Source organism: Paraburkholderia caffeinilytica, assembly GCF_051027425.1.
GTDB classification, from domain to species: domain Bacteria; phylum Pseudomonadota; class Gammaproteobacteria; order Burkholderiales; family Burkholderiaceae; genus Paraburkholderia; species Paraburkholderia caffeinilytica_A.
The window spans coordinates 1,721,566-1,740,979 of record NZ_CP186552.1; the positions used below are offsets into that span (position 1 = coordinate 1,721,566).

Genomic DNA, 19,414 nt, shown 5'->3' on the forward strand with positions numbered 1-19,414 from the left:
GTGTGCCGTCGGCGCCAGATGTCCGGCGACGAAGTCCACCGTCCTATCCATTCGGAGAACTTGCGTGAACCTTGATCGTTTTCCCCGTCACAAGCTGACCTTCGGTCCTACCGCGATCCATGCGCTGCCGCGCCTGAGCGAATCCCTCGGAGGCAAAGTTCACCTCTACGCCAAGCGGGAAGACTGCAATAGCGGTCTGGCGTTCGGCGGCAACAAGACACGGAAGCTGGAATACATCATTCCCGATGCATTGGCGCAGGGTGCCGACACGCTGGTGTCGATCGGCGGCATCCAGTCGAATCAAACCCGGCAGGTGGCGGCCGTCGCTGCTCATCTGGGTCTGAAGTGCGTGCTGGTCCAGGAGAACTGGGTCAACTACTCGGACGCCGTCTATGACCGTGTGGGCAACATCCAGATGTCGCGCATGATGGGCGCGGATGTCCGGCTCGTCAGCGACGGCTTCGACATCGGCATCCGCCCCAGCTGGGAGCAGGCGATGCAGAGCGTGCGCGATGCGGGCGGGAAGCCTTATCCGATTCCCGCAGGGTGCTCCGAACATCCGCTCGGCGGACTGGGTTTCGTCGGTTTCGCGGAAGAAGTGCGGGCGCAGGAGGCCGAACTTGGGTTCAAGTTCGACTACATCGTCGTCTGTTCGGTGACGGGCAGCACGCAGGCGGGCATGGTGGTCGGCTTTGCGAAAGATGGCCGTGCCGACCGCGTGATCGGCATCGACGCATCGGCAAAGCCGGAACAGACGCGCGAACAGATTCTGCGCATCGCGCGCCAAACCGCCGAACTCGTGGATCTGGGCCGTCCGATTCGCGACGAGGACGTGGTGCTGGATACGCGTTATGGCGGTCCCGAATATGGTCTTCCGTCAGAGGGGACGCTCGAGGCGATTCGGCTCAGCGCGAAGCTGGAGGGCATGTTGACCGACCCGGTGTACGAGGGCAAATCGATGCAAGGCATGATCGATAAGGTCCGGCGCGGAGAGTTTCCCGATGGCTCCCGCGTGCTGTATGCGCATCTTGGCGGAGTGCCCGCGTTGAACGCTTATAGCTTCCTGTTCAAGAACGGTTGAAGCGCTGCTCGTGCCCGATTGTCTTTCGCAGTCGGGCACGCGCTCAAGCGATTTTCTGAACCCACTGACTCCGCCAACCCGGCGCCTCAAAGGGATCCGAAAAATACTGGGTCTCGTGAACGACCTTGCCGTCGCGGAACGCCATGATGCTTACCGTGTAAGCCGTTCGACCCTCATAGGTGATGGTGTATTCCGTGACCCAGAGATTGCCTTCTCCGTGAATTCGCCTGACATTGAAACCTGATGGCTTGCCTGGATGATGACCCCGCAGCGCCTGTAGATTCATGCGTCCGAGAATTCGTTCACCTGATTGGGGATAGTCACAGATGGCGTCGTCATCGTAAATATCGTGTTCCGCGTCGAGATTGCCGGCCGCCGACGCGTGCCAGTGCGCATTCAGGGCTTCACGTATTTCCTCTTCCTGCATGGTGCGCCTCCGGATACCGTTCACGTTTAGCTATTGCGTGCTGCGCGGAATAAACCCAGGTCTGCCCGTCTTGACGACTTCATTGAACCGCTCGCTGCCACGTCTCGATCCGGTATCGCTCGGCGCAATCGAAGAGTCGATAGCCGGCTTCCAGCGCGTCTCTGGTGGCACGCGTAGTTGTAGCTGCATCGCGAATCAGTGTGCCAGATCCGAGCACGAGCATCCGGTCGCGTCCATGATTGAGCACTATCTGTTTGCTCTGGAAATCGGAAGATTCGATCATGGCGACATCTCCGTATTATTTCCTTACCGGGCAAGGAAGGATTGACGCTTGGGCCTGCAATTGCGACACAGGTCCACGAACGGAAACAGCGTCAGCGTGTTCGGGGTGGCTAACATCTTCTTAGGGGGCCGAGCTAATGAATTCTCGAACAGCTTACACCGTGTCTCGTTACCTGGCAGAGCGCGAAATGCCGCTTCATCGGCATGCGCAACTTCGTGGCGTTGGCGAAGAAGTCGGAGCTGTCTCGGCAAACAAGGTGAGCAGAACTACCGCCGCGAAGCTTTTTTCTCCCGAGGTAGATAGGTGTTGAATGTGCGGAAGTCGAAGCCGCCAATTGATTCGCCTCGATTCGCCCGAAGCAGCCCGTTGAAATGCCTCTTGCAACCGTCATCCGGACGGAGCGGTATTCCTGCTGCACTGACTGATAGACGGGACTGCGAATGATCGATCGCCGGCGCCGCGCTCAAGCGCTCGCGACCGGCTGGAGGCCATCGCCGCGGTTGACGCTGCATTGGACCGCCCAGCGGCCGCCGAGCGCGGGCGCAATATAGCCGATCTTTTCCACCGGTTGTTTGGTGACGGGATGCCGTCCGTTGAATTCGATCCAGCCGCCGCCTTGTTCGACCGCGCGCCAACTGGCCTCGCGGATCGCGGATTGGTCGTCGCCCGGAAGCGCCTCTTTGCGCAGCTTGCCGGCCTTGCTCGGGTCGGAACCGAAGGCACGGAAATAGTCGTCCCGGTCCGCAACCACGATATAGAGATCGCGATCGCGAAAGCCGCCCTTCGGGTCGTGAAATTGGCGCACGGCGTTTTCCGGCCCCTCGGTGTCGACCAGTCGGGCCGCACGCTCCGCCATGGCCCGGGCTTCGTTGGCGCAGCCCTGCCGCAGCCGGATATATTTAACCCCGTCGCTTAGTCGATCGGCACGGGCTTGCAGCAGACTCGCCGTTTCCACCGACCCGCCGACCATCTCGCCATTGCTGTGGGTGATGTCGTCCAGCACCTCGACTGCCTGGGCGATCTCCTGCAAACCGGTGGTCTGCTCGTTGCTCGACCGTGCGACATCGCGCAGCAAAGTGGCCACCTCGCTGACCGCGTCGACCGCGCGCGTCAGCAGATTCCGGCTGCCTTCGATGGCTTGTACCCCGTCGCTCACCTCGTCGCGAGAATGCTGGATCAGTTTCTTCACTTCCGCCGCCGCTTGCGCACTGCGCTGCGCCAATGCCCGCACTTCGGCGGCGACCACGGCAAAACCGCGGCCGGAATCGCCGGCCCGGGCGGCTTCCACTGCCGCGTTAAGCGCGAGAATATTGGTCTGGAATGCGATGCCGTCGATCACACTGAGCATCTCCCCCATCTCGTGCGAACGTTGCTCGATGCGCTCGATGCTTTCGACCGAAGCGCGCACCGCCGCTTGCCCTGCAACCGCATCGGCATGCGCACGGGTGGACCGCTCATCGGCTTGCTGCGTCTGATCGGTGTTGTAGCGCACGGCTTCCAGCAAGGCCTGGAGCGAGGCACGGGTCTGTTCCAGGCTGGCAGCCTGCGATTCGGTACGTTGCGACAGCAAGGTGGCATGTTGGGTCGCCTGCGCGCCTCCCATGGCGATCAGTTCGGCTTCGCTGCGGATGCGCGCGACCACTTGCGACAACTGATAAGCGAGCAGGCGGGCCTGTTCGCCCAGTGCCGTCAGTTCGTCGTGCCCCGGCAAAGACACGTCCTGCATCAGGTCGCCGTCGCACAGCGCATTCAGCTGGGCCCGCAAGGTTGAGATCGCGTGGATCAGGCCGGCGCCGAACAGCCCGAAAATCACGAGGAACTGCGCCAATCCCAGCGCGGCGCCATAGCTGCCGTACCAGCGCGCCGCCGCGACGGCGCCGACGGCGCTCAGTGCGGCGATCGTCCACTGCACCCGCAGGTTCCAGCGGCGCAATGCCGACCTGAGAAGGAGGGACGGGGCGGGTGCGCGGGACGGGCTCGCCGTGGCGTGTGGCGTCTCTTGATGGGTTGACATGGATATTGCCCGAACCGTATGTTGGCTTTTGCCTTCGATCGCTGGACAGGTGCACGGGAATGCAACCCGGGAGCACGTCGCTGGCGTGCATGTTCTTGTATTCCGGAAGACGTCTCCTTAAGCGCGGTTGTCACGGAACGCATCGCTCCGGCAAACCACGATCTCCCGTGAATTCGCTATGCGTGGCGGTCACCGAAACACCGAAAAAGGCTCCGCTCACGTGGCGATTCTGCCATGGCGGGAGGAGCGTGATTATCGAAAACACGCTCATTTCACTTCTGTTCTGCTTATCGGATTCGAACAATCGCTTCGCAGCCCGGAACAAGGGCCGCCAGTCGTTACGCTGCTGCTTTAATGGCACGATGCTACATCGCGAACTCAGCAGCCGATGTGCAGTGCGTGTTGTTTGCGCTATCTACCGACGAAAATTCGAACCCTGGCCTGGTCCGCCGGCTGCACCGCCTCCGAAATTACTTCCTCCCGATGTGAAACCAACACCCACAAGGGCAGCGGAACTTCCGTCCGGTAGCGTTCGCGAGAGGGCGTCAGCACGCACACTGGCGGCACCTGCGGGGCGGCCCCGATCTGAAGCCGTTTGAGCAAGGTTTGGCCAATGGCCATACGCGTACATCTGAGTCGATTGAATCATGACGCTGACGTTCGGATTGCAGCCGTTATGCACTACAACGGTTTCTTCGGAAAACGCGCCCCTGGTGCCGATGCCCGTGGCGACCATGCCGTTGGCACGTACCACATCGCACTGGGATGAAGTGAAAACGATGGCGTTGACCGGGATGTCGACATCGACGATATCCGTCTCGTCGACACGGATGCTCAGTAGCCTTCCCGCCGCGAGCACGCCGTCCTGTATCGGACCGGTCTTGACGAAGTCCACCTGGAGTGCAAATCCGGTTAGACGGTCCGCTTCCGTGGGGACTGCTACCTTGTAGGGTACGGGGCGCGCAGTATCGTCAATTCCCGCAAAGTTTCCGCCGCTTGCAGTGACACGCAAACCTACGCCGATAACGTTGGTAGCAAACACCCGGCTGAAGCCCGGCACGGGCGCGAAGATGTCAGCGAGTTTTGCTTCGCGCACATTCGATGTGCCGCTACAGGCGAATGGGATATCGCGCTCCGCTGCAACGCGAACCGATCCTATCGTCGAACCCACAGGCATGTCCGGTGAAGCAGTGAGCATCTTCGACGGGAGTACGAGATCCTGTGGCGCTGCGGCTTTGAGTCGACAATCGGCGTGCGCCGTTGCGGCGCAGAGCAAACAGGCGGCAAAAATTGAAACCTTCCCGAGTAGCTGGATGCGAGGCGAAGTAGATAGTCGTGTCAATTTCAAGCTGCCCTATGCACCGAATTGTCCTCGCGCAATAGTACACATTTCACGTTGGCCCAAGTACCGTCGATCCTTACCAAGCCTGACTGGGTGGCGCTTGTCGGTGTGACCTGGCGTGGTTCGGTTCTGGTGAACCCGTGCGACGCCGACGTCATGCGCGTGGCGCAAACGGCCGGCGGCTGCCGGGAATGTTAATTGCTGAGTGCAAATGCAATTCAAATTAATGATTTCATATGGCCTGAAGATAGATATTTAAATATCAATTAATGAATTGAAATGGAGTAATTTTTTGGAATAAATAATGAGTCGTTGTGAGCGAAAAAAGACTCCGCAGTCGGAAAGATTGAGCAATGGAAGCATGTTTCATTCTGGCTTGACTTCACTGCCTTGCCTCATTAAATTGAGCGGCGTTCGGTTCTTTCTCCAAGTCTCCACGCAGAGGAAGTCGTTGCGCCGGGCTCGGGGCTATGTGTTCAGCACATAGCCCTTAATTTTTTACACTTCGATTTGGTATGCTAATCATGTTGAAATTAAACAACATCTAATTGGATTTTTATTTATCCAATGTATGCTTCGGCTCCGCAATGTTTTTGTAAAACGTCAATAAAGGAACAAGGATGAAAAAGATCGCATTGACTTCGGTGTCGCTGGCAATGTTGGGTATGGCCGGGGCTGCGCACGCGCAGAACAGCGTGACGCTGTATGGCGTGATTGACTCCGGCATCGGCTATGTTCATAACGCGGATTCGAGCAGCAACCTCACGGGCATGCTGAACGGCAACCTGAGCGGCGATCGTTGGGGCTTGAAGGGGCAGGAAGATCTCGGTGGCGGGCTGAAGACGATCTTCACCCTGGAAAACGGATTCGACGTGGGTACGGGCAAGCTTGGTCAGGGTTCGCGTGAGTTCGGCCGTCAGGCGTTTGTCGGTCTGACCGGCGACTCGTGGGGTACGGTGACGGCCGGCCGTCAGTACGACCCGATCACGGACATGGTGCAGGGCATCACCGGCGACAACTTCTTCGGCTCGGCATTCGCAACGCCGGGTGATGTTGACAACAACGACAACAGCGCACGCGTGTCGAACGCGGTCAAGTACGTGTCGCCGACCTTTGGCGGCCTGCAGTTCGAAGGCCTGTACGCATTCAGCGGTGTGGCGGGTCAGACAGGTCAGGGCTACACGTACAGCGGCGCGGTGTCGTATGCGAACGGTCCGTTCTCGCTGGCGGCGGGCTACCTGCGTGCCACCAACGATTCGGCCACGACCGCCCGCACGAGCTGGGCGAGCAGCACGACCGATTCGATCTTCGACAGCCATATCAACGACGGTTACGTGACGGCGAAGTCGGTCAGCATTGCGCAGATCGGCGGCCAGTATGTGGTGGGCCCGGTCACGCTCGGCGGATCGTATAGCAACACGCAACTGAAGAGTGACGGGGCGTCGACGTTCACGGGTACCGAGAAATACAACAGCGGTAAGGCGTTCGTTGCGTACCAGGCTACGCCAGCGCTGGTCGCAGGTGTCGGCTACGCATACACGGCTGCATCGGGTGATACGTCGGCCCACTACCATCAGTTCAGCATCGGCGCGGACTACAACGTGTCGAAGCGTACGGACTTCTACGCAGTCGCGGCCTATCAACGAGCATACGGCACGCAACGTCTGGCCGATGGTACGACGCAGGACGCACAGGCTTCGATTGGTTCGTATGGCTACAACGGCACCAATTCGCAAGCGCTTGCGATCGTCGGTATCCGTCACAAGTTCTGATCTGAGCGTATTTTCCCGATATCGCAGACAGCCCGCTTCGGCGGGGATCGGTGCATTCGATCACGTCGTGGCGGTCACTGCATATCGGGAGCCTGAGCAGGCGCCCTGGTCAGGTCAATTGCTCTGCGCCGGTAGAATCCACGTCGAATCGCTCCACGCGGCATCCCACCGGTCATGCCCGAGTATTGCGTCGAGCCACGCGTTCGTTGCCGGTGCCTCGCCGGCAATATTCCGCCGTGCTTTTTCGATGATGTCGGTTTCGGACATCGGCCGCGCTGCGCTTCCGAGCGGCATCTGCCGCTCCTGCGTCGCGCTTCGGCCGTCGCGATGCCGGACGATCACCCGCGCGCCGGGCTGGCGATCCGGTCCGCGCATGCGTTGATCGATCACGGGATCCACTGAGGCGCGAATCTTGCCGATGAGCGCCTGCATGCCGGGATCGCGCATCGTCTCCGCTGCATACCATCGCGGTCCCAGCGGAATCCGCGACACAACCGCGGCGAGCGTGAAGGGCAGGCTGAACTGGGCATCGTTCGGATTCCCAGGCGCCTGGTCCATCAGATCGTCGACGAGTCGGGAAAACGTCTGCACGTCGATCCGGGCAATCTCGTCGGCTTGCCAGCCGGTCTCTGTAACGATCACTTCCGCGCATTCAAGCGCGCACGCGAGCCAGCGGCAGGCCGGATAGCGCTTGATGCTGCCGTACCGGACATACCAGTCGTTGCCGAGCGCGTGCGTCAACCGATCCGGCGCGAAGCGATCCGATCCCGCCATGCGCCAGTAGCCGTCTGGACCATCGAGCACGTCGCGGCTGCCGACGAAGCCGGCCCGAGCCAGACACGCAGCCTGGACACCCGCCTGCGCGGCCGACGCAACACCATCCTTCAACGTGACGAGCGGCCGCGACCGCCAGTTGTACTTATGCAGGCTCGGCACATTCGCGAGCGTCGCCGCGAGACCGATCGCATGATGCAACGTCGGCTCGTCGAATTCATGGATGAGCCCGTAAACGACGGCGGCGCCGATGGCCTGATGCTGCGCGATGCCATACACCTGCTCGAACCGTTCCGCGCTCGGCTGCAGCGCATGAATCAGGCGGTTGTTGATTTCGAAGCCGGCCGCCAATGCGACGAGCAGCCGGCTGCCGGGCACCGGATGCGGGCTCTGGTCGAGACCCGCCATCGCCGCGGCGACCAGCGTCGCGCCGGGATGGCCGAGTCCCTTGCCGTCGATCTCGACACCATCGTCGTGATCGAGACCGTTGATGATCATCGCATTCGCGAACGCGGCGGCGGGTGCCGCGTAACCGCTGTCGCTACCGAGCACGCGACAGCGGCCGGCGCCGCCGAGCAGACCGGCTGCCTGCCGCGCCAGTTCCGCCGCCGCGCTTTGGCGCGCGGCCCAGCCGCAGCCGATCGCGTCGATCAGGTGCAGCTTCAGTTTGTGCCGGATTGCCGGCGGTACGTTGTCGATCGTCAGCGCCAATGCGAACTGGACCAGCTGTTGCGTCACGGTGGCCGGAGGTGTCGGGGTCATCGCGAGTCAGTGCCTGAAATAGCGCTTCTGGATGCGCCGGTCGATCGCGCTGGCGAGCAGCGACAGCGGCAGGATCGTCACGACGAAGCACAACGCGACGAACGTCAGCACTTCCAGTGGCCGGAAGGTGGCGGTGCTGAGGCGCTGTCCCTCGTAAAGCAGTTCGCCGACGGCGATCGAGCTGCCCAATACGGAGTTCTTGATGGACATCACACATTGCCCGACGAACGCGGGGAGCACGCGCAGGAACGCAACGGGCGCGGTGATGCGCACGAGCGCCTTCAACGGCGTCATGCCGACGGCCAATGCGGCCTCGACGATTCCGTGATCGACGGACTGCAGTCCTGAGCGAAAAATCTCCGCGAAGAACACGCTGCCATAGACGCCGAGCGCCAGCACGCAGGTCCAGTACGCGGACAATTTCAGCGGCGTCAGGATCGGCAGGCAGTAGTAGGCCCACACTAGCAGCACGAGCGGCGGGATTGCCCGCACCACTTCGATCACGGCCTGCGCGGGCAGACGCAGCCAGCGCGAGCGCGCGGCCCGGAGCGGGGCCAGCACGAGGCCGAGCACGATCGCCATGGTCAGCGATACGGCCAGCACGCGAGCGGTCATCGCGAGGCCGTCGGCGAGCACGTCGCGATACTCGACGATTGCGCCGAAATCCCATTGATAGACGGCCATGGCTAGCTTCCGTTGAAAAGACGCCCCGTGGGGCCGAGAAAGACGCGCACGGGGGCGTCGGCGGGACGTTGGAGCAGGGCGGCCGGCGCGCCGTCGTCGGCGATCCGGCCGTGCTCCAGATACAGGATGCGGTCGCAGACGTCGAACGCGAAGCGCATCTCGTGCGTGACGATCAGCATCGTCGTCCCGCCGCGCGCCAGTTCGGCGACGACCGACAGCACTTCGTCCACCAGCTCGGGATCGAGCGCGGAGGTTGGCTCGTCGAACAGCATCAGTTCGGGCTGCATCGCGATAGCCCGCGCGATCGAGACCCGCTGTTGCTGACCGCCGGACAGGGTGGCCGGATACGCGTCGGCCTTTTGCCGCAAGCCGATGCGCTCGAGAATCTCGAGTGCCTGCGCGTTGGCCTGCTCGCGGGGTATCCCGAGCACGGAGACGGGGCCTTCGGTGACGTTTCGCAATACCGTGCGATGCGGCCACAGGTTGAAATGCTGGAACACCATCGACATGCGGGCGCGTTGTCGCGCGAGCGCCCGGGTCGGCACCGGCGTCCGTTTCGGACCCTGGAAGCCGATCTCCTCGCCCGCGAGCCGCACCCGGCCCGTGTCGGGTCGCTCGAGCATGTTCAGGCAGCGCAGCAGCGTCGACTTGCCCGAGCCGCTGCGGCCGATCAGACCGATGACTTCGCCGGCGCGCACGTCGAACGAGATGCCGGACAGCACGGATTGACCGCGAAACGACTTGCCGAGACCTTCGACGCTCAGCAGCGGCGGCAGCGCTCCGGGCATCATTTGGCGGTCGGCACGTACTTGGCCCAGATCCGCTGGAGCGTGCCGTCCTTGTCCAGTTCGTCGAGGCGATGATCGACCCACGCGCGCAGCGCATCGCGGTCCTTGCGCAGGCCGATGTTGGTCGGTTGCGACTGGATCGGTGTCGGGAAGATCATGTGCCCGCGGCCGCGTTTCTGGATGTACTGCGCCATCTGGATGTCGTTGGTGAGCAGCGCATCCGCACGGCCGCTTTCGACCTCGAGTTGCATGGCGTCGCTGTTCGGTACGATCACCCATTGGGTGTGCGTCAGTTTCGGCTTAAGCAGGACGGCCGCCGCCGAGCCGTCGATCGCGGCCAGCTTGAGCGCCGGGTTGTCGATGCGATCCCAGCTCTGGAAGCGTGCGGTATCGTCCTCGAGCGTCAGCACGCCCATGCGGTGCGAACCGATCGGACGTGTAAAGTCGACCGCCTTCGCCCGCTCGGGGGTCCGGTTGAAGCCGCCCAGCAGATCGAAGCGGTCCGACTGCAGACCCGCGACGGCCGTTCCCCATTCAGTGTCGACATAGTCGATGCGGATCCCGGCCGGCTGGAAGATCGCCTGGGCGATATCCGGCACGAGGCCGACCCATTGATTCGTGCGCAGGTCCTTCACGTACCACGGCGGGGCGGACACCGCGCCGATCCGGACCACGTCACCGCCGAGGATCGCGCGGATATTGTCGGCCGCTTGAGTGGGCAGGCTGACGAGGGTGGCCACGGCGATCGTAGCGACGGCGCCCCACCGTTTCAGAATCGGCGATAGTTTCATGACATTCCCAAAAGTCCATGATTTGGTGTAGTTTATTCCGTCAAATACATAGTCAATATATTCATTTCTGGATTTCATATTCGCGATGACGCCCAAACAACTCGAAGTGTTCGTCCAGGTCGTCCAGCTGGGTTCCGTGACGGCGGTCGCCCGCGTGCTGGACATGTCGCAGCCTTCTGTCAGCAAGAGCCTTGCGCTCGCCGAGCAGCAGATGGGTTTTGCGCTGTTCGAGCGGCTGGACGGCAGAATGCAGCCGACGCCGGAAGCGCGCCAGGTGTACGAGGAGGCGTGCCGCGTGCAGGAGAGCATGGTCCGCTTCGACCGGTTCATCGAGCAGGTGCGGCGCTACAGCGTTGGCCAGTTGCGGGTGTGTGCGACGCCGGCCCTGGCGATCAACGTGTTGCCGCAGGCCGCGCGGCATTTCCGCGAGGCGTTTCCGGAGCACGGACTCGTCGTGGACATGTATCTGAACAACGAAATCGAGGATGCGATCGCCAATCGGCAATACGACGTGGGGTTCGTGCTGGAACCCGACGATGCGTCGATACCCGAGCGCGACGTGGTCAGCCGCGGGCGGATGGTGTGCGTGATGCCGCGCGATCATCGGCTCGCGTCGCGCAAAGCGGTGTCCTGGCAGGATCTCGATGCGCGTGAACTCGTGTACATCACCACGGATGCCAGGATTGTCGCCATGATGGCCAATGCGATCGACGGGTTTCGCGAGCGGCCGGTGTCGGCGCTCGAGACCAACCGGTACACCATGGCGATCAACCTGGTGCGGCAGGGCATCGGCGTGACGCTGGTGGACGAGTTCGCGCTCGCGGGCGCCGCGCGTGACGACATCGCCGTGGTTCCGCTGGCGCCGCGCATTCCGGTCGTAGTTCGGGCGGTGAGGGGAGGCAGGCAGGTTGTCGCTGACCAGAGCGACCGGTTCATTGGCGAGATGCGCGGCTTGCTGCGGAGCACCGGTACCGGCGATAAGCCGGTGCGGCGGAAAACATGAAGCCGCTGCGACGCTATTTCATCCCCTGCTGGGGATCATGCATTTTTTCTGAGTCGGCTAGCCCGCTCAAAATCCATAAAGCGTGGCAGCGTTATCAACGAGAATGCGCTGCCTGATCAAGCCGGTTCCCGCCCAGTCGCAAAGTTTTGCCGATATCGCGCCGGCGGCGGGTGACCGGCGCAACGTTGTATGTGGCCAATCGCTGCCCCACACCAGCCGTTCAGGCGCAACGCTGACCCAATGGCGAGCCATCGCGTCGATGTCCGCGTAGGATTCGGCCGCGCCGACGAGCGAGTCGAGGTAGGGTGCGGATAGTTTCAACCATGCGCGTCCGCCGGCGAGCCATTGCTCGACGAGCCGGCAGGCGGGATGGGCGAGCGCGTCCTGCAACGGCAGACGCGCGAAGTGATCGAACACGAACGCGGTAGGCACGCGATCGAGCATGGCGCTGTGTTGGACGATCTGCTCCGCCGTCCAGTGCAGTTGCAAATGCCAACCTAGTTCATGCACGCGATGCGCAAGCGTCTCGACCATGTCAAAGTCTGTAGGCGCATGCTCCGGCGTGTAGAGGGTAAAACGGATTCCGCGAATGCCGCCGGCGTGCAACGTTTCGAGTTGCGCATCGCTCACATCGGGCCGCACGGTCGCGATGCCGCGCGCGCGATCGGCTCCCAACTGACGGATGGCGTCGAGCGTGACGGCGTTGTCGATGTCGTAATTGCGCGGCGTGACGACTACGGTCCGGCTGGTGCCGAAAGCCGGCTGCACGCGACGATAATCGTCGACCGTGGCCGATACCCTGGACATGTCGTCGGCGGCGAGTGTCTCCGGAAAGCGCCGGTCGAAGATATGGATGTGCGTGTCGCAGGCACTGGCCATCGAGTCGGCGGAGACGTCGCCGCTTGAGTGTGTCGCCTGGCTCACGCGCTCACACGCTGTTCGAAGACCCGGGCAAACGCAGCGGCAGCGTGCTCGATGTCGGCGTCGTCGATGTGACGATGTGTGACGCAGCGAAGCATCCGCTCGCCCCACGGGCGCGTCAGCACGCCGTGCGTTTCGAGCGCATCCACCCATTGATGGCTCGTCATGCCGGTGTCGCCAATCTGCACCTGCACGATATTGGTCTGTGGCCGGCTCGCCTGCAGCGGAGCGCCGATCGCGTTCAGGCGCTCGCTCAGAAGACGCGCCTTCGCGTGGTCATCCACGAGGCGTGCGCACATTGTCTGCAGCGCTTCGAGGCCGGCTGCCGCCACGATGCCGGTCTGACGCTGCGTGCCGCCCAGCACCTTGCGATACCCGCGCGCGAGGCCGATCGTTGAACGGCTTGCGGCGAGCACGGCGCCCATCGGCGCGCTCAGTCCTTTCGACAGGCATAGCGACACCGAATCCGTATGCTGGGTGATCTCGCTCGCCGGTACGCTCAGGGCGGCCGCTGCGTTCATCAACCGGGCACCGTCGACATGCACGGGCACCCCCGCCTTTTGCGCCAGCGCATTTACGTCCTGCATGTGCGCGAGCGGCAACACGGCACCCCCCGCGCTGTTGTGGGACGTTTCCATCGCGATCAGGCCAACCGGAATCCGGTACGCGCCGGGGCGGATCGCCGTTTCGAGACGCGTCAGGTCCATCGCGCCGGATTCGCCTTCGACCGGCGTGTAGGCAAGACCCGCGAGCAGCGAGCCGCCGCGCTCGGTAGTGAACATGTGCGCGTTCGCCTCGAGCACGACCTGCTGATGACGCTGCGTATGGGCGAGCACCGCAAGCAGATTGGCCATCGTACAAGTTGGCACGTACAGGCCGGCTTCCTTGCCCAGCATAGCGGCGACTGCTTCTTCCAGTGCGCGCACTGAAGGATCGCCGTCGAGACCGTCGTCGCCGATGGGGGCGTCCTGCATGCGTTGATACATGCCTGGCGTAGGGCGGGTCACGGTGTCGCTGCGCAGATCGGTCAAACGGGCGTGACGGGCTTGACGGGAATCGAAAACGGTAAAATCCTGCATGTCGTTTTGAGTGCGGTATGAGTGGGCAGATTGATCCGGCTTTAGTGATGCAGGATCTTCGAGAGGAAATGGCGCGAGCGCTCGGTGCGTGCCGCCGTGTCGCCAAAGAAGTCGTCCTTGGGACAGTCCTCGATGATCCGGCCGCCGTCCATGAAGATGACGCGGTCGGCCACGCGTTGCGCGAAACCCATTTCATGCGTAACGACCATCATCGTCATGCCGTCGCGCGCGAGATCGGTCATCACGTCGAGCACTTCGTTGACCATTTCCGGATCGAGCGCGGAGGTGGGCTCGTCGAACAGCATGACGATCGGGTCCATGCAGAGCGCGCGGGCGATCGCCACGCGCTGCTGCTGCCCGCCTGACAACGCCGCCGGATACTTGTGCCGGTGCGCAGCCAACCCCACGCGTTCGAGCAGTTGCATCGCGCGCTTTTCCGCGGCGTCGCGGTTGCGTTTGAGCACTCGCTTCTGCGCGAGACACAGGTTGTCGAGCACGCTGAGATGCGGGAACAACTCGAAGCCCTGAAACACCATACCGGCCCGTGAACGGATTCGGCCAAGGTCGGCGCGCGCGCCCGTGACAGCCATGCCGTCGATGCGGATATCGCCTTCCTGCACGGCTTCAAGGCCGTTGACGGTTTTGATGAGCGTCGATTTACCGGAACCGGACGGCCCGCATACGACGACCACCTCGCCTCTCGCGACCTGCGTGCTGCATTCGTTGAGCACGCGAAACGTGCCGTACCACTTGCTGATGTTGTCGATCTGGATCATGGCGAGAAGGGGCTTATCAATGTGCGTGACGCGCGACGTCGAAGCGTTTGACGAAACGCGAGGCGGAAAAGCAGATCGCGAAATACACGGCGGCCGCGAACAGATACATTTGCACGGTGCTGCCGTCGCGGTTAGCGACATCGGTAGCGGCGGTGAAGAAGTCGGTCATCGAGAGCACGTAGACAAGCGAGGTGTCCTGAAAGAGCGTGATGATCCGCGTGAGCAGTGCGGGCGTCATGTTGCGCAAGGCCTGCGGCAGCACGATGCCCGTCATGGTCTGGCGATGGGTCAGGCCGAGCGCGAGTCCCGCCTGGGTCTGTCCTGTCGGAATCGAGGCGATGCCGGCACGCATGATTTCGCAGAAGTACGCGGATTCGAACAGGGTGAAGGTGATCACCGCCGAGCGATACGCGCCAACCTCGATGGGTGTCGGCGAGTGCGTCAGCCAGGCGCCCACATACGGCCCGAGAAAGTAGAACCAGAAAATGACCAGCAGCAACGGCACCGAGCGCATACCGTTCACGTACAGCGTGGCGGGTACCGAAATCAGCTTCGAGGACGACATGCGGGCGAGCGCGAGCAGCGTGCCGAGGATCAGACCGAACACGGCCGCGAGCGCGGTTAGCGTCAGCGAGAAGGTCAGGCCGGTTTTCAGCAGAAACGGCAAGGCGGCGATGAGTCCATGCAGGGAAGAAAACATGGCAGATTCTCCTCTACGACTGTTCGGCTTCGGCGAGCGCAAGCTCGCCGGCGGTGGCGCGCGAACGCGAACCGGGTATCGTTCCTCTGCGCTCGAAGAACATCAGCCCATACACAATGATCGTGTTGATCACGAAGTAGATGATCGTGGCGGCGCTGAACGCTTCGAAAATATGGAAGCTGAATTCCTGCATCGAACGCGCCGCGCCCGTTAGCTCGAGCAACCCGATGGTCATTGCGACGGACGAGCCTTTGAGGATGCTCATGAACTCCGAGGTGAGCGGCGGCACCACGACGCGGAACGCCTGCGGCAGGATCACGAAGCGATACGCCTGAAAGCCGGTGAGCCCCAGCGCGAGCGCCGCCTGGCGCTGCCCGGCACGCAGCGAGCGGATGCCCGAGCGCAAGGTCTCCGAGACGCGCGCCGTTTCGTAGAAACCGAGGCAGAGCAGTGCCGGGAAGAACTGGTTCCACGGCTGCGGCATCTGCTTGATCGCGGTGCCGAGCGCTTTGGGCAGCAACTCCGGCAGCACGAAATACCAGAGGAACATCTGCACCAACAGCGGTATGTTGCGGAACAGTTCGACATAAGTAGCCGAAACCGCACGGGCAGTTTTCGATTCGACCGTGCGCATCACGCCGATAACCGAACCGAGCAATAGCGCGAACACATAGGCGCTGACGGAAAGCACGATCGTCCAGCCTGCGCCGATCAGCAGTGTCTGCAGATACGTATGCACGCCATCGGGCGACAGATCGTTGAAACTGCTCCAGCTCCACTGATAGTTCATGTCGGTTCAGGATCGAGGTTAGGGCCGGCCGGACGAGCTCGCGGTGAGGTCAGGGCGAATCCAAGGCGAGCTCAGGACGAGACGGTTCGCGCCTGCCTCACTGGCTGACGGCATAAGTCGCGGGGTCGCCCGAATCCGACGGATGCTCGATCGCCTGCTTCAGCTCGGCGCTCATCGGGTACTTGAGGTTCACGCCGGCAGGCGGCACCGGCGAGTTGAACCACTTGTCGTAGAGCGCGACGATCTGCTTCGTCTTCATCAGGTCGAGCACGGCGTTGTCCACGGCCTGCTTGAAGCGCGGATCGTCCTTCGGCTCGACAATGCCGTAGGGCGCGAGCAGCATCGCCTTCGTTCCCACCACGTAATCCTGCGGCTGGCCTGAGGTGGCGACGAGCGCGTAAGCAAGGCCGTCGTCGGTCGAGACCGCCATGGCGCGGCCGGTCTTGACCGCGATGAACGTTGCCGCGGTGTCGTTGACCGGCAGCACGGAGATGTTCAGATGCTGCTGGTTACTGATCTGCTGGATGATCTGCAGATCGAGGCCGCCTGCCAGACTCGTCACCGTTTTGCCCGCAAACGCGGCGGGATTGTTGACGTCCAGATTGCTGTCCTTGCGCGCCATCAGCACGACCTTGGTGACAAAGGTCGTGGGCGAGAACGACACCAGCTTGTGACGCTCGATCGTATTGGTGGTATTGCCGCATTCGAGGTCGATCGTGCCGTTCTGCAGCAACGGCAACCGCGTCGCCGACGTCACCGGCACATATCGGATCTTCAGATCCGGCAGAGCGAGGTCTCGCTTCAGATGGTCGGCGATACGCTGGCAGATTTCGACCGAATAGCCAACGGGCTGATGCTCGTTGTTCAGATAGGCGAACGGCAGCGAGCTGGTGGGATAACCGACTGACAGCGTGCCGGTCTCCTTGATCCGGTCGAGCCGGCTGGGCGCGTCGGCCACTGCATTCATCGACAGACCAAGTCCCGCAAGCGTCGCAGCAAGCAGGCCCGCGACTTTCAACTTCGAAATTGAATTCATATTTGTAGTAGCGATGCTCAGAAGTCGGTGCGCTCGCGCTGACGAGTCGCCTAGTTGAAATCGCGGCGCTTTACCGCCAGGTTGTCGATCGATGCGCGGCGCGCGTACTCCGGCGACGGACTCAATATCGGTCGCCATTATGCTAAAGTCCAATACCTGTTTCGCATTGGTCAATACGGATCTGATATGCCAAAACTGAGACTCGGCGTACGCCATATCGAGGCGTTTCGCGCTGTCATGTCGACCAATTCGATGACGGTTGCCGCGCGTGCGATGCACACTTCGCAACCGCAAGTTAGCCGGCTAGTCGCTCAACTGGAGACGATCACGCAGTTTCCATTGTTCGAGCGCAATGGCAGCCGGCTAGGTCCGACGCAAGACGGGCTGCGTTTTTTTCGTGAAGTAGAGCGGACGTTTGCGGGGCTCGCCGAGCTCGAATCAGTCGCGGCGAACATCCGTTCATTCAGCGCGGCGCGCCTGAGCGTCGCAGCCATGCCGCGGCTCGCGGGCGATCTGCTGGTCAAGGTTGTCGCGGAGTTTCATGCGGCTCATCCCGACGTGCTGGTGTCGATCCATTCGGGCAACGCGGTGTCCGTCAAGGACTGGGTGCGTTCGGGATTTTGCGACACCGGGCTTGCGCTTCTGACTGGAGAAGCGGCGGGCATCAATGTTGAATCAATCGCGACGCTGCGATGCGTTGCGGTCCTGCCGAAGGGGCATCCGTTATGCCGGTGGCGCAAGCTTAAACCCGCGCACTTCGCCAATCAGCGGTTCATCGCGCCTACGGGCGAGAGCCTGCTGCGTTCCACCATCGACGACGTATTTGCGGCCCAGCATGTGCCGAGACACATCGTCGCTGAAGCAAGCCTTGGCTCGTCGGTATGCGCGATGGTGCGTGCGGGCATGGGCATCAGTCTCGTCAATCCGCTGGCAGCAAGGGACGAGTTTCTTAATGGCGGCATTGAGATACGGCCATTTACGGTTGATATACCGAATGAAGTCGCGCTGCTGTATCCAACGTACCAGGCGCAAGCGCGGCTGGTCACGGCATTTGCCCAAATCGCGCGGCCTGTCATTCGTCATGAGATGGCCGCGGTAAAGAGAGCGGCTTCTCAAAGCGATCAGGTGAGCGATTCCCATGGCAGTTCGAATTAGCAGGCCGTTGAAATTTACGGGCTGGGCTACCCTGGATCGAATGCTTGCGTAAGTAACAACGAGATCAATGTTCAATACATTTCCCTGATCCTCAACGCCTCCGCCTCAACGGGAGCCCCGCACTTTATGCCGCCGCCGCCCGAGGCACTCGACGACTTTCTGCACACCATGCGTGACGCCGCGCATTGCGAGTACGCAACTGCACTGTCTGCAAATTCCACGTTGCCGATAATACTGTATGAATGTACAGTATTGGGGTGCGTGTGCACGTATGCGCACAGCGAGTCCAACGTTTTTATTTGCGGGCGGATGTAATAAATCTTGCGCCGCCGATCTGCGAAAATTTTCAGATGCGCGAGCAAGCCCGCATCGGTGAGAGGGGAGTCTTCGAAATGTCTGCGTCACCCATTCAGGCGCGCCATGCCTGAGCAACTCTGGCTGCCTGGACTCGAGGCGCCACCTGTGCCCACAGACGGTCTGTTCTTCGCCGTCTTTCCAGATACGCATACGGCGACGGGCATCTCGAAGCTGGCGCAACAGCTCTGCGGGGAAACACGCTCGAAGAGCAAGCCTCTTGCGGCCAATCGTTTGCACGTCACGTTGCTGCACCTCGGCAATTTCGCGGGCGGTTTGCCGCCGGTGCGGGTGGATGCGGCAATGGGCGCGGCTGCGTCGATCAGGATGGAGCCTTTTAGCGTCGAGTTCGACAATGCGCTCAGTTTTGCGCTGAAGCCCCGGCCGGGGCCGCTCGTGTTGGGTGGAGGCGAGGGTGTCGTTGGGCTGCACGCGCTTCACGATGCGTTGGCAGTGGCATTGCAAAACGCCGGATTTGGCGATCGCGCGGTCTCGCCGAATACGTCGTACACCCCGCACGTGACCCTCGCGTATGGCATGCCCTGGATCGCGACGCGTCCTGTCGAAGCCGTCAGTTGGAACGTGCGTGAGTTTGCGCTGGTGCACAGCCTGCTTGGGCGTACCCGGCATGTTGTTCTGGCACGCTGGCGGTTGGCGGCCGGGTAACTGCAGTACGGGCTTCTGCGGTGGAGGCCGGGAGGCTCATGCGCTGAACCGCGTTGGACCCGAACCAACCGCGTCGGACTAGAACCGCACGCCAGTCGCGCAACCACCGGAGAAGCCGCCGCCGCTTCCGCCTGCTCCTCCGCAGAACACGCCGCAGCCTGATAACGCCGCCGACATCGCGACGGCCGCCAATGTCACGCGTAGATATCGCTTGAA

Annotated in this window: 19 protein-coding genes; 5 read left to right on the forward strand and 14 right to left on the reverse strand. The window is 62.0% G+C overall.

Annotated features, from left to right (window positions below):
* The first annotated feature begins 64 nt into the window (after window positions 1–64).
* Window positions 65–1,081 (forward strand): 1-aminocyclopropane-1-carboxylate deaminase, encoded by a 1,017-nt coding sequence (locus ACOSV0_RS07545; protein ID WP_434109674.1) that lies wholly within the window; start codon window positions 65–67, stop codon window positions 1,079–1,081.
* A 43-nt stretch (window positions 1,082–1,124) separates the two neighbouring features.
* On the opposite strand, the gene ACOSV0_RS07550 is transcribed toward ACOSV0_RS07545, so the two are convergent.
* The 4 genes from ACOSV0_RS07550 to ACOSV0_RS07565 form a co-directional block, all read right to left on the reverse strand.
* Window positions 1,125–1,508: a nuclear transport factor 2 family protein gene (locus tag ACOSV0_RS07550; protein ID WP_434109675.1), complete on the reverse strand. Its 384-nt coding sequence runs from the start codon at window positions 1,506–1,508 to the stop codon at window positions 1,125–1,127.
* Window positions 1,509–1,587: 79 nt separating this feature from the next.
* Window positions 1,588–1,791, reverse strand: a complete 204-nt coding sequence (locus tag ACOSV0_RS07555) for a hypothetical protein (protein WP_434109676.1) — start codon at window positions 1,789–1,791, stop codon at window positions 1,588–1,590.
* 463 nt (window positions 1,792–2,254) lie between these two features.
* Window positions 2,255–3,703: a methyl-accepting chemotaxis protein gene (locus ACOSV0_RS07560; protein ID WP_434109677.1), complete on the reverse strand. Its 1,449-nt coding sequence runs from the start codon at window positions 3,701–3,703 to the stop codon at window positions 2,255–2,257.
* 517 nt (window positions 3,704–4,220) lie between these two features.
* Window positions 4,221–5,153: a hypothetical protein gene (locus ACOSV0_RS07565; RefSeq protein ID WP_434109678.1), complete on the reverse strand. Its 933-nt coding sequence runs from the start codon at window positions 5,151–5,153 to the stop codon at window positions 4,221–4,223.
* Between the two features lie 614 nt (window positions 5,154–5,767).
* Between ACOSV0_RS07565 and ACOSV0_RS07570 the strand changes: the two genes are divergently transcribed.
* Window positions 5,768–6,919: a porin gene (locus ACOSV0_RS07570; protein WP_434109679.1), complete on the forward strand. Its 1,152-nt coding sequence runs from the start codon at window positions 5,768–5,770 to the stop codon at window positions 6,917–6,919.
* A 114-nt stretch (window positions 6,920–7,033) separates the two neighbouring features.
* Here the strand turns inward: ACOSV0_RS07570 and ACOSV0_RS07575 are convergent, their stop codons facing one another.
* The 4 genes from ACOSV0_RS07575 to ACOSV0_RS07590 are packed head-to-tail and all read right to left on the reverse strand — an operon-like array spanning window position 7,034 to window position 10,718.
* On the reverse strand, window positions 7,034–8,455 hold the full coding sequence (locus tag ACOSV0_RS07575) for an MmgE/PrpD family protein (RefSeq protein ID WP_434109680.1): 1,422 nt from the start codon (window positions 8,453–8,455) through the stop codon (window positions 7,034–7,036).
* Between the two features lie 6 nt (window positions 8,456–8,461).
* Window positions 8,462–9,139, reverse strand: coding sequence for an amino acid ABC transporter permease (locus tag ACOSV0_RS07580; protein WP_434109681.1), 678 nt, complete (start codon window positions 9,137–9,139; stop codon window positions 8,462–8,464).
* A 2-nt stretch (window positions 9,140–9,141) separates the two neighbouring features.
* Complete coding sequence (locus ACOSV0_RS07585) at window positions 9,142–9,930, reverse strand: amino acid ABC transporter ATP-binding protein (RefSeq protein ID WP_434109682.1); 789 nt, start codon at window positions 9,928–9,930, stop codon at window positions 9,142–9,144.
* Window positions 9,927–10,718, reverse strand: a complete 792-nt coding sequence (locus ACOSV0_RS07590; RefSeq protein WP_434109683.1) for a substrate-binding periplasmic protein — start codon at window positions 10,716–10,718, stop codon at window positions 9,927–9,929. The genes ACOSV0_RS07585 and ACOSV0_RS07590 overlap by 4 nt, the downstream gene beginning before the upstream one ends.
* Before the next feature lie 106 nt (window positions 10,719–10,824).
* Here ACOSV0_RS07590 and ACOSV0_RS07595 point away from each other — a divergent pair, with 106 nt between their 5' ends.
* Window positions 10,825–11,721 carry a LysR family transcriptional regulator gene (locus ACOSV0_RS07595; protein WP_434109684.1) on the forward strand — a complete coding sequence of 299 codons (897 nt, stop codon included), beginning with the start codon at window positions 10,825–10,827 and terminating at the stop codon, window positions 11,719–11,721.
* Between the two features lie 66 nt (window positions 11,722–11,787).
* On the opposite strand, the gene ACOSV0_RS07600 is transcribed toward ACOSV0_RS07595, so the two are convergent.
* From ACOSV0_RS07600 to ACOSV0_RS07625, 6 genes are all read right to left on the reverse strand, one after another.
* A complete protein-coding gene (locus ACOSV0_RS07600; RefSeq protein WP_434109685.1) occupies window positions 11,788–12,645 on the reverse strand; it encodes an amidohydrolase family protein in 858 nt (285 codons plus the stop codon).
* Window positions 12,642–13,721: a threonine aldolase family protein gene (locus ACOSV0_RS07605; RefSeq protein WP_434109686.1), complete on the reverse strand. Its 1,080-nt coding sequence runs from the start codon at window positions 13,719–13,721 to the stop codon at window positions 12,642–12,644. The genes ACOSV0_RS07600 and ACOSV0_RS07605 overlap by 4 nt, the downstream gene beginning before the upstream one ends.
* Before the next feature lie 41 nt (window positions 13,722–13,762).
* Entirely contained in the window at window positions 13,763–14,497 is a 735-nt protein-coding gene (locus tag ACOSV0_RS07610) for an amino acid ABC transporter ATP-binding protein (protein WP_434109687.1), read from the reverse strand.
* A gap of 16 nt (window positions 14,498–14,513) precedes the next feature.
* The gene (locus ACOSV0_RS07615; RefSeq protein ID WP_434109688.1) at window positions 14,514–15,197 is read right to left on the reverse strand and encodes an amino acid ABC transporter permease; all 684 of its coding nucleotides are present in this window, start codon (window positions 15,195–15,197) and stop codon (window positions 14,514–14,516) included.
* 13 nt (window positions 15,198–15,210) lie between these two features.
* Complete coding sequence (locus ACOSV0_RS07620; protein WP_434109689.1) at window positions 15,211–15,987, reverse strand: amino acid ABC transporter permease; 777 nt, start codon at window positions 15,985–15,987, stop codon at window positions 15,211–15,213.
* Window positions 15,988–16,084: 97 nt separating this feature from the next.
* Window positions 16,085–17,023: an amino acid ABC transporter substrate-binding protein gene (locus ACOSV0_RS07625; protein ID WP_434109690.1), complete on the reverse strand. Its 939-nt coding sequence runs from the start codon at window positions 17,021–17,023 to the stop codon at window positions 16,085–16,087.
* Window positions 17,024–17,209: 186 nt separating this feature from the next.
* On the opposite strand from ACOSV0_RS07625, the gene ACOSV0_RS07630 reads away from it, so the two are divergent.
* On the forward strand, window positions 17,210–18,178 hold the full coding sequence (locus tag ACOSV0_RS07630; protein WP_434109691.1) for a LysR substrate-binding domain-containing protein: 969 nt from the start codon (window positions 17,210–17,212) through the stop codon (window positions 18,176–18,178).
* 420 nt (window positions 18,179–18,598) lie between these two features.
* Window positions 18,599–19,198 (forward strand): 2'-5' RNA ligase family protein, encoded by a 600-nt coding sequence (locus ACOSV0_RS07635; RefSeq protein ID WP_434109692.1) that lies wholly within the window; start codon window positions 18,599–18,601, stop codon window positions 19,196–19,198.
* Window positions 19,199–19,414 lie beyond the last annotated feature (216 nt).

Excerpts from the sequence above, each read along its gene's own strand:
- ACOSV0_RS07580 (WP_434109681.1), bottom strand. The coding sequence starts at position 9,139 with ATGGCCGTCTATCAATGGGATTTCGGCGCAATCGTCGAGTATCGCGAC.
- ACOSV0_RS07550 (WP_434109675.1), bottom strand. The coding sequence starts at position 1,508 with ATGCAGGAAGAGGAAATACGTGAAGCCCTGAATGCGCACTGGCACGCG.
- ACOSV0_RS07615 (WP_434109688.1), bottom strand. The coding sequence starts at position 15,197 with ATGTTTTCTTCCCTGCATGGACTCATCGCCGCCTTGCCGTTTCTGCTG.
- ACOSV0_RS07630 (WP_434109691.1), top strand. The coding sequence starts at position 17,210 with ATGCCAAAACTGAGACTCGGCGTACGCCATATCGAGGCGTTTCGCGCT.
- ACOSV0_RS07555 (WP_434109676.1), bottom strand. The coding sequence starts at position 1,791 with ATGATCGAATCTTCCGATTTCCAGAGCAAACAGATAGTGCTCAATCAT.
- ACOSV0_RS07620 (WP_434109689.1), bottom strand. The coding sequence starts at position 15,987 with ATGAACTATCAGTGGAGCTGGAGCAGTTTCAACGATCTGTCGCCCGAT.
- ACOSV0_RS07605 (WP_434109686.1), bottom strand. The coding sequence starts at position 13,721 with ATGCAGGATTTTACCGTTTTCGATTCCCGTCAAGCCCGTCACGCCCGT.
- ACOSV0_RS07570 (WP_434109679.1), top strand. The coding sequence starts at position 5,768 with ATGAAAAAGATCGCATTGACTTCGGTGTCGCTGGCAATGTTGGGTATG.
- ACOSV0_RS07625 (WP_434109690.1), bottom strand. The coding sequence starts at position 17,023 with ATGAATTCAATTTCGAAGTTGAAAGTCGCGGGCCTGCTTGCTGCGACG.
- ACOSV0_RS07610 (WP_434109687.1), bottom strand. The coding sequence starts at position 14,497 with ATGATCCAGATCGACAACATCAGCAAGTGGTACGGCACGTTTCGCGTG.
- ACOSV0_RS07635 (WP_434109692.1), top strand. The coding sequence starts at position 18,599 with ATGCCTGAGCAACTCTGGCTGCCTGGACTCGAGGCGCCACCTGTGCCC.
- ACOSV0_RS07590 (WP_434109683.1), bottom strand. The coding sequence starts at position 10,718 with ATGAAACTATCGCCGATTCTGAAACGGTGGGGCGCCGTCGCTACGATC.
- ACOSV0_RS07585 (WP_434109682.1), bottom strand. The coding sequence starts at position 9,930 with ATGATGCCCGGAGCGCTGCCGCCGCTGCTGAGCGTCGAAGGTCTCGGC.
- ACOSV0_RS07575 (WP_434109680.1), bottom strand. The coding sequence starts at position 8,455 with ATGACCCCGACACCTCCGGCCACCGTGACGCAACAGCTGGTCCAGTTC.